The organism is Acidovorax sp. YS12 (genome assembly GCA_021496925.1).
In the GTDB taxonomy this organism is placed as follows: domain Bacteria; phylum Pseudomonadota; class Gammaproteobacteria; order Burkholderiales; family Burkholderiaceae_C; genus Paenacidovorax.
This window is the reverse complement of sequence record CP053915.1, coordinates 4,298,930-4,314,058: the sequence shown is the minus strand read 5'-3', so window position 1 is coordinate 4,314,058 and position 15,129 is coordinate 4,298,930. Positions and strand designations below refer to the sequence as shown.

The window sequence follows — 15,129 nt, the reverse complement described above, 5'->3', positions numbered from 1 at the left end:
CGGGCAAGCTTACCCGAAGCAGGGGTGAACAGCCGTTACAGAACGGGGCGGCTGCGGTGCTCCCTACAATCGGCGTTTGCCCTCAGACACCCAGGGGCCCAGCCCTCAGAAACCGACCATGGCCACTACCACGCAACACGCCCAAGTCCTCATCCTCGGCTCCGGCCCCGCCGGCTACACCGCTGCCATCTACGCCGCGCGCGCCAACCTGAACCCGGTGCTCATCACCGGCATGGCGCAGGGCGGACAGCTCACCACCACCACCGAGGTGGACAACTGGCCCGCCGACGTGGCCGGCGTGCAGGGGCCGGAGCTGATGCAGCGCTTCCTGGAGCACGCCGAGCGCTTCAAGACGCAGATCGTGTTCGACCACATCAACAAGGTGGATCTCTCGAAGCGCCCCTTCACCCTCACCGGCGACAGCGCCACCTACACCTGCGACGCGCTCATCGTCGCCACCGGCGCCTCGGCCAAGTACCTGGGCCTGCCGTCGGAAGAGGCCTTCATGGGCCGCGGCGTCTCGGCCTGCGCCACCTGCGACGGCTTCTTCTACCGCGACCAGGACGTGTGCGTGATCGGCGGCGGCAACACCGCCGTGGAGGAAGCGCTGTACCTGTCGAACATCGCGCGCAAGGTGACGCTGGTGCACCGGCGCGACAAGTTCCGCGCCGAGCCCATCCTGATCGACAAGCTGCACGAGAAGGTGGCCGCCGGCAAGATCGAGCTCAAGACCTTCTTCACGCTCGACGAGGTGCTGGGCGACGCCAGCGGCGTCACCGGCATCCGCATCAAGAGCACGCAGGACGGCCGCACCGAGGACGTGGCGCTGCAAGGCTGCTTCATCGCCATCGGCCACGCGCCCAACACGGAGATCTTCCAGGGCCAGCTGCAGCTCGAAAACGGCTACATCGTCACCCAGGGCGGGCTCAAGGGCTTCGCCACGCAGACCAGCGTGCCCGGCGTGTTCGCCGCGGGCGACGTGCAGGACCACGTGTACCGCCAGGCCATCACCAGCGCGGGCACCGGGTGCATGGCGGCGCTGGATGCGCAGCGCTTCCTGGAACAGCAGGAGTGATTCCTGGCGGCCGCGCTATAATGCGCGGCTTTGCTGAATTTCCGCCCTACATCCTCACCGATGGGGCGGGCGCGGCAGCCGGGTTACCGCCACCCGTTCCAACTGGCGAGGTGAGGTTGCCGGCCACCAGGGCGGGCAGCCGTGAACTATCGGAGTGTCCTGATGGCACGCGTATGTGAAGTAACGGGCAAGAAGCCCATGGTGGGAAACAACGTCTCCCACGCCAACAACAAGACCAAGCGCCGTTTCCTGCCCAACCTGCAGTACCGTCGTTTCTGGGTGGAAAGCGAGAACCGCTGGGTGCGCCTGCGCGTTTCCAGCGCTGCCCTGCGTCTGATCGACAAGAACGGCATCGACTCCGTGCTCGCAGACATGCGCGCCCGTGGCCAGGCTTAATTTCCACTGAAGGAGAACCAACATGGCTGCAAAAGGCGGACGCGAAAAGATCAAGCTGGTGTCTACCGCTGACACCGGCCACTTCTACACCACCACCAAGAACAAGAAGACGATGCCTGAGAAGATGTCGATCATCAAGTTCGACCCCAAGGCGCGCAAGCACGTCGAGTACAAGGAAGCCAAGCTGAAGTAATTTCGGCCCCTTCCTGCCAAAAACCGCCACGGCATCCGTGCCCTGGCGGTTTTTTATCGTCCCTGGCTGCCCGATCCGCGAGGCACGCCATCGCATATCACGATGGCAAAGACCGAATCATCATGGGAAAATGCGCAAAACCTTCTCCAAACGAGAAGATCACACGCCCCCATGAAAAGCTCCGAGCGCAGTTTCGCGCGCCGCATCGACCTCACCTCGCTGCAATTGTTCGTGGCCGTCTGCGAACTGGGCAGCATCGGCCGCGCGGCCGAGCGTGAGTTCATCGCGGCGTCCGCCGTGAGCAAGCGCCTGTCGGACCTGGAGGCCGCTATGGGCACGGCGCTGCTGTACCGCCACAGCCGGGGCGTAACGCTCACCCCCGCCGGGGAAAGCCTGCTGCACCATGCGCGCACCGTGCTGTTCGGGCTGGAGCGCATGCAGGGCGAGCTGAGCGAATACGCCGGCGGCGTGCGCGGCCATGTGCGCATGCACGCCAACATTTCCGCCATCGTGCAGTTTCTGCCCGAAGACCTGGGCGCCTTCGCGCGCGTGCACAGCCAGATCAAGATCGACCTGCAGGAGCACCTGAGCCCCGCCGTGCTGCACGCGGTGCAGGAAGGCGCGGCCGACCTGGGGCTGTGCAACATGCCCGCCACCAGCCATGGCAGCACCCTGCAAAGCCGCCCCTACCGCAGCGACCATCTGGTGCTGGTCGTGCCGCAAACGCACGCCCTGTCTGCGCGGACAGCTATCGAATTCGAAGAAGTGCTGGACTGGGACATCGTCGGCCTGCACGCCGGCAGCAGCATCAGCCTGGCCATGCACCAGGCCGCCGCGCAGGCCGGACGGCCGCTGCGCCAGCGCATCCAGGTCACCAGCCTGGACGCCATGTGCCGCATGATCGACAACGGCCTGGGCGTGGGCCTGCTGCCCGACCGCGCCTTCGCGCTGATGCGCGGCGTGGGCCGGCTCGCGGCCGTGCCGCTGCAGGCGCCCTGGGCACGGCGCGAGCTGCGCCTGGTGGCGCGCGACTTCGACACCCTGCCCGTCACCGCGCGGCTGCTGGTCGAACACCTCGCCAATCCTACAATTTCCACCCCCACCTGAAAGACGAAGCGAGACTGCCATGGGACGCACCCTGTACGACAAGATCTTCGACGAGCACGTCGTCCACACCGAGGAGGACGGCACCGCCGTGCTCTACATCGACCGCCACCTGGTGCACGAGGTGACCAGCCCGCAGGCCTTCGAGGGCCTGCGCGAGGCGGGCCGCAAGGTGTGGCGCGTCAGCTCCATCGTGGCCACGGCCGACCACAACACGCCCACCACGGGCTGGGAGCTGGGCTACGACGGCATCGCCGACCCGATCAGCAAGGAGCAGATCACCACGCTGGACAAGAACATCGCCGAAGTGGGCGCGGCCGCCTTCTTCCCGTTCATGAGCAAGCGCCAGGGCATCGTGCACGTCATCGGCCCGGAAAACGGCGCCACGCTGCCCGGCATGACCGTGGTCTGCGGCGACTCGCACACTTCCACGCACGGCGCCTTCGGCGCGCTGGCGCACGGCATCGGCACCAGCGAGGTCGAGCACGTGATGGCCACGCAGACGCTGCTGGCCAAGAAGGCCAGGAACATGCGCATCCAGGTCGATGGCAAGGTGGCGCCCGGCATCACGGCCAAGGACATCGTGCTGGCCATCATCGGCAAGATCGGCACGGCCGGCGGCACGGGCTACACCATCGAGTTCGCGGGCGACGCCATCCGCGCGCTGTCGGTGGAAGGCCGCATGACGGTGTGCAACATGGCCATCGAGGCCGGCGCGCGCGCCGGCCTGGTGGCCGTGGACGAAAAGACCATCGAGTACGTCAAGGGCCGCCCGCTGGCGCCCACCGGCGTGGAGTGGGAGCAGGCCGTGGCGTACTGGAAGACGCTGCACTCCGACGCCGACGCGCACTTCGACGCCGTGGTCACACTGCGCGCCGAGGACATCGTGCCCCAGGTCACCTGGGGCACCAGCCCCGAGATGGTGGTGGGCGTGGACGCCACCGTGCCCGACCCCGACAAGGAAAAGGACGCCAACAAGCGCGGCGCCATGGAGCGCGCGCTGACCTACATGGCGCTGGAGCCGGGCAAGCCGCTGAACGACATCTTCGTGGACAAGGTGTTCATCGGCTCGTGCACCAACAGCCGCATCGAGGACATGCGCGAGGCCGCCGCCGTGGTCAAGAAGCTGGGCCAGAAGGTGGCCAGGAACATCAAGCAGGCGCTGGTGGTGCCCGGCTCGGGCCTGGTGAAGGACCAGGCCGAACGCGAGGGGCTGGACCAGATCTTCAAGGCCGCGGGCTTCGAGTGGCGCGAGCCCGGCTGCTCCATGTGCCTGGCCATGAACGCCGACCGCCTGGAGCCCGGCGAGCGCTGCGCCTCCACCAGCAACCGCAACTTCGAAGGCCGCCAGGGCGCGGGCGGGCGCACGCACCTGGTCAGCCCGGCCATGGCCGCGGCGGCGGCCATCCACGGCCACTTCGTGGACATCCGCAAATTCGCCTGAGGAAACACGCCATGCAGAAATTCACCGTGCACAAGGGCCTGGTGGCCCCCATGGACCGCGAGAACGTCGATACCGACGCCATCATCCCCAAGCAGTTCCTCAAGTCGATCAAGAAGACCGGCTTCGGCCCCAACCTGTTCGACGAATGGCGCTACCTGGACCAGCCGGGCCAGCCCGGCGTGCCCGAGAGCGCGCGCAAGCCCAACCCCGGCTTCGTGCTGAACCAGCCGCGCTACCAGGGCGCGAGCGTGCTGGTGGCGCGCAAGAACTTCGGCTGCGGCTCCAGCCGCGAGCACGCGCCCTGGGCGCTGGAGCAGTACGGCTTCCGCGCCATCATCGCGCCGAGCTTCGCCGACATCTTCTTCAACAACTGCTTCAAGAACGGGCTGCTGCCCATCGTGCTGCCCGAGGCCACGGTGGACCAGCTTTTCAACGAGGTGGCGGCCTTCCCCGGCTACGAACTCACCGTCGACCTGGAACGCCAGGTGATCGTGCGTCCGCAGGGCGAGGAAATCCCGTTCGACGTGATCCCGTTCCGCAAGTACTGCCTGCTGAACGGTTTCGACGACATCGGCCTGACGCTGCGCCACAAGGACAAGATCGCCGCCTTCGAGGCGCACCGCTTGGCCACCAAGCCCTGGCTGGCGCACACCATGGCACAGGGCTGATGCACTAAAAAAAGTGAGCGCCTGGCGCTCGCCAGCAAAGGATTTCAAGGTTGTTTCATATTGAAAACCAATGCTGGCGAGCGCAAGCAGCTATCAAATTTGAAAAGGAAGCACCATGAAAATCGCAGTTCTGCCCGGTGACGGCATCGGCACCGAGATCGTCGCCGAGGCCGTCAAGGTCCTCAACGCCCTGGACCTGAAGTTCGAGATGGAAACCGCGCCGGTCGGTGGCGCCGCCTACGAGGCCGCGGGCCACCCGCTGCCCGAGGCCACGCTGAAGCTGGCCAAGGAGGCCGACGCCATCCTGTTCGGCGCAGTGGGCGACTGGAAGTACGACACGCTGGACCGCCCGCTGCGCCCCGAGCAGGCCATCCTGGGCCTGCGCAAGGCCCTGGGCCTGTTCGCCAACTTCCGCCCGGCCATCTGCTACGAGCAGCTCACGCACGCCTCCAGCCTCAAGCCCGAGCTGGTGGCGGGCCTGGACATCCTCATCATCCGCGAGCTGACGGGCGACATCTACTTCGGCCAGCCGCGCGGCCGCCGCACGGCCGTGGACGGGCACTTCCCCGGTGCCGAGGAAGCCTTCGACACCATGCGCTACAGCCGCCCCGAGATCGAGCGCATCGCCCGCGTGGCCTTCGAGGCCGCGCGCAAGCGGGGCAAGAAGGTCACCAGCGTGGACAAGGCCAACGTGCTGGAAACCTTCCAGTTCTGGAAGGACGTGGTGACGGAAGTCCACAAGGACTACCAGGACGTGGAACTGGAGCACATGTACGTGGACAACGCGGCCATGCAGCTCGTGAAGAAGCCCAAGGCGTTTGACGTGATCGTGACCGGCAACATGTTCGGCGACATCCTCTCGGATGAAGCCTCGATGCTCACCGGCTCCATCGGCATGCTGCCCAGCGCCAGCCTGAACGACAGGAAGCAGGGCCTGTACGAGCCCAGCCACGGCAGCGCGCCCGACATCGCCGGCAAGGGCGTGGCCAACCCGCTGGCCACCATCCTGAGCGCGGCCATGATGCTGCGCTTCTCGCTGAACCAGGGCGAAGCCGCCGCCCGCATCGAGGCCGCCGTGCAAAAGGTGCTGGCCCAGGGCCTGCGCACGCCCGACATCCACAGCGAAGGCACGACCAGGGTCGGCACCGCACAGATGGGCGACGCCGTGGTGAAGGCGCTGGCGGCCTGACCTGCCCCCCGCCCACGCAAAGGCGGCCCCGCGGGGCCGCTTTTGCGTGGCGCCGCGCCGCCCCTTCACAGGTCCGGAACCAGCCAGACACGCGCGCCCGCGCACCCGAGACTCCTGGGCTTTCAACCCCCTTCAAGGAGTCTTGATGTCCCCCCTTTCCCTGCACAACCGCGTCGCCATCGTCACCGGCGCGAGCTCCGGCATCGGGCGCGCCGCCGCCCTGCTTTTCGCCCAGGCGGGCGCGGCCGTCGTCGTCGGTGCGCGCCGCCAGGCGGAGCTCGACCAGCTCGCCGCGGCCATCGCCCAACAGGGCGGCCGTGCCGCCGCCGTGGCGGGCGACGTGCGCGACGAGGCCTACGCCCAGGCGCTCGTGGCCACGGCCGTGGCGCGCTTCGGCGGCCTCGACGTGGCCTTCAACAACGCCGGCACCATGGGGCCGCTGCAGCCCACGCCCGGCGTGCCGCTCGCGGCCTGGCAAGACACGCTGGACACCAACCTCACCAGCGCCTTCCTGGGCGCCAAGCACCAGATCCCGGCGATGCGCGCGCGCGGCGGCGGCTCGGTCATCTTCACATCCACCTTCGTCGGCCATACCGCGGCGTTCCCAGGCACGGCGGCCTACGCGGCCAGCAAGGCCGGGCTGGTCGGGCTCACCCAGGCCTTGGCCACGGAGTTCGGGGCGCACGGCGTGCGCGTCAACGCCCTGCTGCCCGGCGGCACGCTCACCCCCATGGCCCACGCCATGAACGCCACGCCCGAAGCCCTGGCCCAGGTGGCGCAGCTGCACGCGCTCAAGCGCCTGGCCAAGCCGGAGGAAATCGCCCGGGCCGCGCTGTACCTGGCGTCCGATGCCGCCTCGTTCGTCACCGGCACGGCCATGCTGGTGGATGGCGGCGTATCGGTGCAAAGGGGCTGATACGGATTTGCCTTCAACCGTCTAACGTCGTTGGTTCGCCTTGCCGTGCTACAGCACTGTCTGCGGCTTCCCGCCTAGTTATACGGTTGAAGGCAAACCCGTATGAGGCGCCGCGGCGGCAACGCATTCCGCTACAATGCGCGGCTATGTTTGCCGCCCGCCCGTTCGCCCTGAACACCGCCTCTGCCGCCACGGCATGCAAGGCTGCGCGCGCAATCACCACCAAAACCACGACCATTAAGGGCTGATCCAGCTCCGGTATCGTCGTGCGCCCTCCCTGGCCAGACGAGCCGGGGGCGAAGAAAAGCAGCCACCGGTCGGGTGCGCACTGTTTTTAACTTGAAAGGGCGATTGAAATGAGCAAGCAATTGGTAGGTCTGGTCGGCTGGCGCGGCATGGTCGGTTCCGTGCTGATGGACCGCATGCAGGCCGAAGGCGACTTCGCGCTGATCGAGCCGGTCTTCTTCTCCACCTCCAACGCCGGCGGCAAGGCGCCCGCCATGGCCACGGTCCACACCCAGCTCAAGGATGCCAACGACATCGCCGAGCTGTCCAAGTGCGACATCATCATCACCTGCCAGGGCGGCGACTACACCAAGGAAGTCTTCCCCCAAATCCGCGCCGCGGGCTGGAACGGCCACTGGATCGACGCCGCGTCGTCGCTGCGCATGGAAAGCGATGCCGTCATCGTGCTCGACCCGGTCAACGAAGGCCTGATCAAGGCCAAGCTGGCCGCTGGCGGCAGGAACTGGATCGGCGGCAACTGCACCAACTCCATCCTGCTGATGGGCCTGGGCGGGCTGTTCAAGGCCGGCCTGGTGGAATGGGTCAGCTCCATGACCTACCAGGCAGCATCGGGCGGCGGCGCCAACCACATGCGCGAGCTGCTCAAGGGCATGGGCGTGGTGCATGCCGCGGTGGCCGGCGAACTGGCCACGCCCGCCTCCGCCATCCTCGACATCGACCGCAAGGTGGCCCAGACCATCCGCGAGGACGTGCCGACCGAGTTCTTCGGCGCGCCCCTCGCGGGCGGCCTGATCCCCTGGATCGACGCGCAGCTCGACAACGGCCAGTCCAAGGAAGAATGGAAAGGCCAGGCCGAGGTCAACAAGATCCTGGGCACCGAGGCCACCATCCCGGTGGACGGCCTGTGCGTGCGCATCGGCGCCATGCGCTGCCACAGCCTGGCGCTGACGCTCAAGCTCAAGAAGGACCTGCCCCTGGCCGAGATCGAAGCCCTCATCCAGAGCGGCAACCCCTGGGTGAAGTTCGTCGCCAACGAGCGCACCCTCACCGTGAAGGAGCTGACGCCCGCCGCCATCACCGGCGGCCTGGAAGTCGGCGTGGGCCGCGTGCGCAAGCTGAACATGGGGCCGGAATACGTATCGGCCTTCGTGATCGGCGACCAGCTGCTGTGGGGCGCCGCCGAGCCGCTGCGCCGCATGCTGCGCATCCTGCTCGGCGCCTGACGGCCGTGCGGCACCGGGGTGAAAAGCACCCCGGCAACCGCATTGTTCGCGCCTTCCCTGCCGTGCAGCCCTGCTAAGGTAGCAGCCAGGCGGTAGAAAAGCACCGCCGCAGCAAGAGTTGCACGCCGCCAAGGCGCACAAGGCTGGGTTGCCGCGGATACGCCCTGTTACCGGTCGTTGTCCATTGCCAACAAGACCCATCCCCTTCTGTGCCCCGGAGCAGCCCGGGAAAAGCTAGAGCGATGCCTGAGCTTGTCAGTGCAAAACATTGCTGCTAAGGTGCTTTTTTACATTTATTCAGCGCCACGGCAGAGGAGGAGATCGCTCATGTCCATCACGCCAGCCGATTGCGCCACACAACTCCTACAGCAGATGGCAAACATGCACCGTTGGAAATCCTCCGCTTTGGCCGCAGCGGCCTTGGCCCTGGGCGGCCTCTACGCAGCCGACGCCTCGGCCCTGGCCCTGGGCCGCATCACCGTGCAGTCTGCATTGGGTGAACCGCTGCGCGCAGAGATCGAGCTGCCGCAGATTTCCGCCTCCGAGGCGGAAACGCTGCGCACCCAGGTTGCGCCGCCCGAAACCTTCCGTGCCCAGGGCATGGAATACTCGCCCGCCATCAACGGCGTGCAGGTGCAGCTGCAGCGCCGCAGCGACGGCTCCATGGTGCTGCGCCTGTCCAGCACCCGGCCCATCAACGAGCCCTTCGTCGACCTGGTGCTCAATGCCTCCTGGGGCTCCGGCCAGATCGTGCGCAGCTACACCATGCTGTTCGATCCGCCGACGCTGCGCCAGCCGCCCGCCGCCGTGACGGCCCCGGCGCAAGCCGCGGCACCCGCACCCGCACCCGCAGCACCGGCCGCCATCATCCCGGCGCCGGCCGTCAGCCAAGCCCCCCGCAGCGCTCCCGCCCCGGCAATGGCGCCAGCCGCCACGCCGCGCCCCGCACCCCGCCCGGCCGCCGAGCCCGCCACGGACAACGTGACCGTGCGCCCCGGCGACACCGCAGGCCGCCTGGCCGGCGCCCACCGCCCCTCTGGCGTCTCGCTCGACCAGATGCTCGTGGCGATGATGCGCAGCAATCCCGACGCCTTCGTGGGCGGCAACGTCAACCGCCTGAAGTCCGGCGTGGTGCTGCACATGCCCGATGCCGCCACCGCGCAGGCCGTGCCCGCCACGGAGGCGCGCCAGATCGTGGCCGCGCAAAGCCGCGACTTCAACGAATTCCGCCGCAAGCTCGCCGCATCGGCCCCCTCGGCCGAAGTGGCGACGCAAAGCCGCAGCGCCAGCGGCAAGGTCCAGACCCAGGTCGAAGACAAGCGGCCGGCCCAGGCCGCGCCCGACAAGCTGACCCTGTCCAAGGGCGCCATCAAGGGGCAGAAGGGTACCGACGAGAAGCTGGCGCAGGACAAGCAGTCGGGCGAGAACGCTGCCCGCATGGCCGAGCTGTCGCGCAATATTTCCGAGCTGAACAAGATCGGCGCCGCATCGGCGGCGGCTGGCGCGTCCGCCGCCGCACCGGCGGCCACGGCCGCATCGGCAGCCGGCATCCAGGTTCCCGCCGCGGCACCGGCAGCCCCGGCATCGCAGGCCGAGACACCTGCCCCGGCGCAGCCTGCCGCCTCGGCCGCGGCCGAAGCCCCGGCACAACAGGCCACGGAAGCGGCTTCCGCCGAGGCGCCGCCGCCCGCACCGGCACCCAAGCCCCAGCCCGCGCCGGCACCCGAGCCCGCGCCGGAGCCCAGCTTCATCGACGGCCTGCTCGACGACCCGCTGATTCCGCTGGCCGGCGGCGGCATCCTGGCCCTGCTGCTGGGCTATGGCGGCTACCGCGTCCTGCAGCGCCGCCGCCAGGCCGCCACGGGCGTGGACAGCAGCTTCATGGAAAGCAAGCTGCAGCCCGACTCCTTCTTCGGCCAAAGCGGCGGCCAGCGCGTGGACACCGCCAACAGCGAGATGACCACCGGCTCCTCCCTGGCCTACTCGCCCAGCCAGCTGGATGCCGGCGGCGACGTGGACCCCGTCGCCGAGGCCGATGTCTACCTGGCCTACGGCCGCGACCTGCAGGCCGAGGAAATCCTCAAGGAGGCAGCGCGCCACAATCCCGACCGCACCTCCATTCAGGTCAAGCTCGCCGAGATCTACGCCAAGCGCCAGGACCGCAAGGCCCTGGAGGCCGTGGCCAACGAAGTCTTCCGCCAGACCAATGGCCAGGGCCCGGACTGGAACCGCGTGGCTGGCCTGGGCCGCGACATCGACCCGGAGAACCCGCTCTACCAGCCCGGCGGCCAGCCCGGCATGAAGGCCGACGTGGCCAGCGCCCCCGCGCCGCTGATGACCGACTTTCCCGCCACCACCCCGGTGACCGCCGCCGCTGCGGCAGCCGCGCCCATTGCCCTGCCGCCCGACCTGGATCTGGACCTCGATCTGGACCTCGATCTGGCGACCGACGTCCCGGGCGAAGCGCCGCCCGCCGCGCCCGGCAACTTCGCGGCCGCCACGGCTGCCGCGCTGCCGGAACCCATGGCCGAGCCGCCAGCCCCGCTCCCCGAGCTGGATCAGGGCGCCATCAACGTTCCCGACCTGCTGGAGCCCCCGGTGGTGGAGGCCCTGGACCTTCCCGAGCCCATCCTGCCCGAGCTCCCCAGTGCCGAAGATGCGGCCCTCACGGCCTCGCTCGACTTCCCGACCGAGGGCCTGCAGTTGCTCGACTCGGCCGCCATACCGCTCGCGACCGCCCCGGCGCAGCCGCCCGCCGCCGAACCCTCGCTGGAATTCGACCTGGGCGACCTGTCGCTGGACCTTGCCAGCACCCCGGCTCCGCTGGGCAGCACGCCGGCCGCCGGCGAAACGACTGCGGCGGCCCCGCTGGACGAGAGCGACCCGCTGAGCACCAAGCTGGCCCTGGCGGAGGAGTTCCACGCCATCGGCGACAGCGACGGCGCGCGCACGCTGATCGAGGAGGTGATTGCCGAAGCCACCGGCCCGCTCAAGGCCCGCGCCCAGCGCCTGCTGTCCGACCTCGGCTGATGCCCGAAGGCACGGCCCGCATCGCCCTCGGCATCAGCTACAACGGGCAGCGCTACAACGGCTGGCAAAGCCAGCCCTCGGGCCAGACCGTGCAAGACCACCTCGAAGCGGCCCTGGGCCGCTTCGCCACGCAGGAAGTGGCAACCCTGTGCGCCGGTCGCACCGACGCCGGGGTGCACGGCCTGATGCAGGTGGTGCATTTCGACACGCCCCTGCGGCGCACGCCGTTTTCCTGGGTGCGCGGCACCAACACCTTCCTGCCACCGGACATCGCGGTGCAATGGGCCCAGCCCGTGCCCGACGCCTTCCACGCGCGCGCCTGCGCCACGGCGCGGCGCTACGCCTATGTGCTGCTGCAGTCGCCCGTGCGCCCGAGCGTGGAGTCCGGCCGCGTCGGCTGGGTGTTCCACCCGCTCGACGGCGACGCCATGCGCGCCGCCGCGCAGCACCTGCTGGGCGAACACGACTTCACGTCTTTCCGCGCCTCGGCCTGCCAGGCCAAGACCCCCGTCAAGACACTGCACCGCATCGGCATCACGCGGCGCGGTGAAGACGCGCACTGCTACTGGCGCTTCGAGTTCGAGGGCAACGCCTTCCTGCACCACATGGTGCGCAACATCATGGGCTGCCTGATCGCCGTGGGCCAGGGGCACAAGCCGGCGGGCTGGATGGCCGAAGTCCTGGCCGCGCGCTCGCGCGACGCCGCCGCGCCCACCTTCTCGCCGGACGGCCTGTATTTCCTCGGCCCGGTGTACGACCCGGCCTGGGGCCTGCCCACGCGTACGGCTGCGTATGATTGGCTGCCATGAGCAGCCCCGCACCCAGCACCCAGACGCCCCCCTTCTCCCGCACACGCATCAAGATCTGCGGCCTGACGCGCGAGCAGGACGTGGACGCCGCCGTGGCCGCCGGTGCCGACGCCATCGGCTTCGTGCTCTACGCCCGGAGCCCGCGCGCCGTCACGCCGCAGCGGGCCGCGGAACTGGCGCGGCGCCTGCCCCCGTTCGTCACGCCCGTGCTGCTCTTCGTCAACGAGAGCGCTAGCAATGTCATAGCTGCCAGCGCTTGCGTGGCGGGCGCTATCGCCCAATTCCATGGGGATGAATCGCCCGCCGACTGCTGGGCCGCCAGCGGCCAGGGCGCGCGCCCCTGGCTGCGCGCCGCGCGCATACCCCTGGGCGCCGGGGCGGCGGGCTTCGACCTCGTAAAATACGCACACGATTTTTCACAGGCCCAGGCCATCCTGCTCGACGCGCATGTCGACGGGTATGGCGGCGGCGGCAAGGCATTCGATTGGTCACTCCTTCCACCAAGCGTCAACTGTCACCTCGTTTTGTCTGGTGGACTCACGCCTGCAAACGTGACCGATGGCATCTTGCAAGTGCGCCCGCGCTGCCGCACGCTGGCCGTTGACGTCAGCTCCGGCGTAGAGCAGGACGGCCCCGGCGGCCAGCCGCTCAAGGGCGTCAAGGACGCCGACAAGATCCACCGCTTCGTTGCCGCCGTGCGCGCGGCCGACGCCCAACTTGCAAAGAACCCCCATGTCCCAGTACCAACAACCTGACGCGCGCGGCCATTTCGGCCCCTACGGCGGCAGCTTTGCCAGCGAGACGCTGACCCACGCCCTGACCGAGCTGCGCGAAGCCTACGCGCGCTACCAGGACGACCCGGACTTCCAGGCCGAATTCCACTCGGAGCTGGCGCACTTCGTCGGCCGCCCCTCGCCCGTGTACCACGCGGCCCGTACCAGCCGCGAACTGGGCGGCGCGCAGATCTACCTCAAGCGCGAGGACCTGAACCACACCGGCGCGCACAAGATCAACAACGTGATCGGCCAGGCCATGCTCGCCAGGCGCATGGGCAAGCCGCGCATCATCGCCGAGACCGGCGCCGGCCAGCACGGCGTGGCCACGGCCACGATCTGCGCGCGCTACGGGCTGGAGTGCATCGTCTACATGGGCGCCGAGGACGTGAAGCGCCAGAGCCCCAACGTCTACCGCATGAAGCTGCTGGGCGCCACCGTGGTGCCGGTGGAGTCGGGCAGCAGGACGCTCAAGGACGCGCTCAACGAAGCCATGCGCGACTGGGTGGCCAACGTGGACAACACCTTCTACATCATCGGCACCGTGGCCGGCCCGCACCCCTACCCGATGATGGTGCGCGACTTCCAGAAGGTGATCGGCGAGGAATGCCTGGCGCAGATGCCCGAGTTCCTCGGCCCCGGCCGCCAGCCGGACGCCGTGGTCGCCTGCGTGGGCGGCGGCAGCAACGCCATGGGCATCTTCCACCCCTACATCGACCACGCGGCCACGCGCCTGATCGGCGTCGAGGCCGCTGGCGAGGGCCTGGACTCCGGCCGCCATTCGGCCAGCCTGCAGCGCGGCTCCAGCGGCGTGCTGCACGGCAACCGCACCTTCATCCTGCAGGACGAGAACGGCCAGATCACCGAAACGCACAGCATCAGCGCCGGCCTGGACTACCCCGGCGTCGGCCCCGAGCACGCCTGGCTGCAGGAGATCGGCCGCGCCGAGTACGTGGGCATCACCGACGGCGAGGCGCTCGAGGCCTTCCACCACCTGTGCCGCACCGAAGGCATCATCCCCGCGCTCGAATCCAGCCACGCGTTCGCCTACGCCATGAAGCTGGCCAAGGAAATGCGCCCCGACCAATCCATCCTGGTCAACCTCTCGGGCCGGGGCGACAAGGACATCGGCACCGTGGCCGACCTCTCGGGCGTGGATTTCTACGACCGCCCCTCGACCCGGGGCCTTGCCGTCAAGGGCACGCCCGCCACCCACGGAGCCAAGCCATGAGCCGCATCGCCACCACCTTTGCCCAACTGCAGGAAAAAGGCCGCAAGGCCCTGATCCCCTACGTCACCGCCGGCTTCCCGTTCGCCGACATCACGCCCGCGCTGATGCACGGCATGGTCGAGGCCGGGGCCGACGTCATCGAACTCGGCGTGCCCTTCTCCGACCCCATGGCCGACGGCCCGGTGATCCAGAAGGCGGGCGAAAAAGCCCTGTCGCTGGGCATCGGCACGGCCCAGGTGCTGGAGATGGTGCGCCAGTTCCGCCAGCGCAACCAGGGCACCCCGGTGGTGCTGATGGGCTACGCCAACCCGGTGGAGCGCTACGACCAGATCCACGGCGCCGGCGCCTTCGTGCGCGACGCCGCCGCGGCCGGCGTCGATGGCGTGCTCGTCGTGGACTACCCGCCCGAGGAATGCGAGGACTTCGCCGCCGCGCTGCGCGCGCACGGCATGGACCTGATCTTCCTGCTCGCCCCCACGAGCACCGAGGAGCGCATGCAGCAGGTGGCGCGCGTGGCCAGCGGCTACGTGTACTACGTCTCGCTCAAGGGCGTGACCGGCTCCGGCGCGCTCGACACGGCGGCCGTGGAGGCCATGCTGCCCACCATCCGCAAGCACGTGCACATTCCCGTGGGCGTGGGCTTCGGCATCCGCGACGCGGCCACGGCCCAGGCCATCGGCCGCGTGGCCGATGCCGTGGTCATCGGCAGCCGCATCATCCAGTTGATCGAAGACCAGCCGCACGAGAAAGTGGTCGCCGTCACCATCGACTTCCTGCGCGGCGTGCGCAAGGCGCTCGACGCATAATGCAGCCCGGCCGGCGCCCCCCAGGG

At 68.8% G+C, this 15,129-nt stretch carries 14 protein-coding genes; all 14 read left to right on the top strand.

Annotated elements, in window-relative coordinates:
- The first annotated feature begins 118 nt into the window (after nt 1-118).
- The 14 genes from trxB (at nt 119) to YS110_19260 (ending at nt 15,103) form a co-directional block, all read left to right on the top strand.
- Complete coding sequence (gene trxB / locus YS110_19325; protein UJB66764.1) at nt 119-1,075, top strand: thioredoxin-disulfide reductase; 957 nt, start codon at nt 119-121, stop codon at nt 1,073-1,075.
- A 162-nt stretch (nt 1,076-1,237) separates the two neighbouring features.
- Complete coding sequence (rpmB, locus tag YS110_19320) at nt 1,238-1,471, top strand: 50S ribosomal protein L28 (GenBank protein ID UJB66763.1); 234 nt, start codon at nt 1,238-1,240, stop codon at nt 1,469-1,471.
- A gap of 22 nt (nt 1,472-1,493) precedes the next feature.
- Entirely contained in the window at nt 1,494-1,664 is a 171-nt protein-coding gene (gene rpmG / locus YS110_19315) for a 50S ribosomal protein L33 (protein UJB66762.1), read from the top strand.
- A gap of 171 nt (nt 1,665-1,835) precedes the next feature.
- Nucleotides 1,836-2,771 carry a LysR family transcriptional regulator gene (locus YS110_19310; GenBank protein UJB66761.1) on the top strand — a complete coding sequence of 312 codons (936 nt, stop codon included), beginning with the start codon at nt 1,836-1,838 and terminating at the stop codon, nt 2,769-2,771.
- A 19-nt stretch (nt 2,772-2,790) separates the two neighbouring features.
- Complete coding sequence (leuC, locus tag YS110_19305; protein UJB66760.1) at nt 2,791-4,212, top strand: 3-isopropylmalate dehydratase large subunit; 1,422 nt, start codon at nt 2,791-2,793, stop codon at nt 4,210-4,212.
- A gap of 11 nt (nt 4,213-4,223) precedes the next feature.
- On the top strand, nt 4,224-4,880 hold the full coding sequence (leuD, locus tag YS110_19300) for a 3-isopropylmalate dehydratase small subunit (GenBank protein ID UJB66759.1): 657 nt from the start codon (nt 4,224-4,226) through the stop codon (nt 4,878-4,880).
- Between the two features lie 115 nt (nt 4,881-4,995).
- The gene (gene leuB / locus YS110_19295) at nt 4,996-6,069 is read left to right on the top strand and encodes a 3-isopropylmalate dehydrogenase (protein ID UJB66758.1); all 1,074 of its coding nucleotides are present in this window, start codon (nt 4,996-4,998) and stop codon (nt 6,067-6,069) included.
- 145 nt (nt 6,070-6,214) lie between these two features.
- Nucleotides 6,215-6,985: an SDR family oxidoreductase gene (locus tag YS110_19290; GenBank protein ID UJB66757.1), complete on the top strand. Its 771-nt coding sequence runs from the start codon at nt 6,215-6,217 to the stop codon at nt 6,983-6,985.
- Between the two features lie 356 nt (nt 6,986-7,341).
- Nucleotides 7,342-8,454, top strand: a complete 1,113-nt coding sequence (gene asd, locus YS110_19285; GenBank protein ID UJB66756.1) for an aspartate-semialdehyde dehydrogenase — start codon at nt 7,342-7,344, stop codon at nt 8,452-8,454.
- A 381-nt stretch (nt 8,455-8,835) separates the two neighbouring features.
- Nucleotides 8,836-11,484 carry a hypothetical protein gene (locus YS110_19280; GenBank protein UJB66755.1) on the top strand — a complete coding sequence of 883 codons (2,649 nt, stop codon included), beginning with the start codon at nt 8,836-8,838 and terminating at the stop codon, nt 11,482-11,484.
- Entirely contained in the window at nt 11,484-12,293 is an 810-nt protein-coding gene (gene truA, locus YS110_19275) for a tRNA pseudouridine(38-40) synthase TruA (protein ID UJB66754.1), read from the top strand. The genes YS110_19280 and truA overlap by 1 nt, the downstream gene beginning before the upstream one ends.
- Entirely contained in the window at nt 12,290-13,048 is a 759-nt protein-coding gene (locus tag YS110_19270; protein UJB66753.1) for a phosphoribosylanthranilate isomerase, read from the top strand. Before truA ends, YS110_19270 begins: the two co-directional genes overlap by 4 nt.
- On the top strand, nt 13,026-14,297 hold the full coding sequence (gene trpB / locus YS110_19265) for a tryptophan synthase subunit beta (protein ID UJB66752.1): 1,272 nt from the start codon (nt 13,026-13,028) through the stop codon (nt 14,295-14,297). Before YS110_19270 ends, trpB begins: the two co-directional genes overlap by 23 nt.
- Entirely contained in the window at nt 14,294-15,103 is an 810-nt protein-coding gene (locus YS110_19260; GenBank protein UJB66751.1) for a tryptophan synthase subunit alpha, read from the top strand. The genes trpB and YS110_19260 overlap by 4 nt, the downstream gene beginning before the upstream one ends.
- The last annotated feature ends 26 nt before the right edge of the window (nt 15,104-15,129 follow it).

What these genes read in the sequence shown, in the direction of transcription:
- trxB (UJB66764.1), top strand. Translation starts at nt 119, where the DNA reads ATGGCCACTACCACGCAACACGCCCAAGTCCTCATCCTCGGCTCCGGC.
- rpmB (UJB66763.1), top strand. Translation starts at nt 1,238, where the DNA reads ATGGCACGCGTATGTGAAGTAACGGGCAAGAAGCCCATGGTGGGAAAC.
- rpmG (UJB66762.1), top strand. Translation starts at nt 1,494, where the DNA reads ATGGCTGCAAAAGGCGGACGCGAAAAGATCAAGCTGGTGTCTACCGCT.
- YS110_19310 (UJB66761.1), top strand. Translation starts at nt 1,836, where the DNA reads ATGAAAAGCTCCGAGCGCAGTTTCGCGCGCCGCATCGACCTCACCTCG.
- leuC (UJB66760.1), top strand. Translation starts at nt 2,791, where the DNA reads ATGGGACGCACCCTGTACGACAAGATCTTCGACGAGCACGTCGTCCAC.
- leuD (UJB66759.1), top strand. Translation starts at nt 4,224, where the DNA reads ATGCAGAAATTCACCGTGCACAAGGGCCTGGTGGCCCCCATGGACCGC.
- leuB (UJB66758.1), top strand. Translation starts at nt 4,996, where the DNA reads ATGAAAATCGCAGTTCTGCCCGGTGACGGCATCGGCACCGAGATCGTC.
- YS110_19290 (UJB66757.1), top strand. Translation starts at nt 6,215, where the DNA reads ATGTCCCCCCTTTCCCTGCACAACCGCGTCGCCATCGTCACCGGCGCG.
- asd (UJB66756.1), top strand. Translation starts at nt 7,342, where the DNA reads ATGAGCAAGCAATTGGTAGGTCTGGTCGGCTGGCGCGGCATGGTCGGT.
- YS110_19280 (UJB66755.1), top strand. Translation starts at nt 8,836, where the DNA reads ATGCACCGTTGGAAATCCTCCGCTTTGGCCGCAGCGGCCTTGGCCCTG.
- truA (UJB66754.1), top strand. Translation starts at nt 11,484, where the DNA reads ATGCCCGAAGGCACGGCCCGCATCGCCCTCGGCATCAGCTACAACGGG.
- YS110_19270 (UJB66753.1), top strand. Translation starts at nt 12,290, where the DNA reads ATGAGCAGCCCCGCACCCAGCACCCAGACGCCCCCCTTCTCCCGCACA.
- trpB (UJB66752.1), top strand. Translation starts at nt 13,026, where the DNA reads ATGTCCCAGTACCAACAACCTGACGCGCGCGGCCATTTCGGCCCCTAC.
- YS110_19260 (UJB66751.1), top strand. Translation starts at nt 14,294, where the DNA reads ATGAGCCGCATCGCCACCACCTTTGCCCAACTGCAGGAAAAAGGCCGC.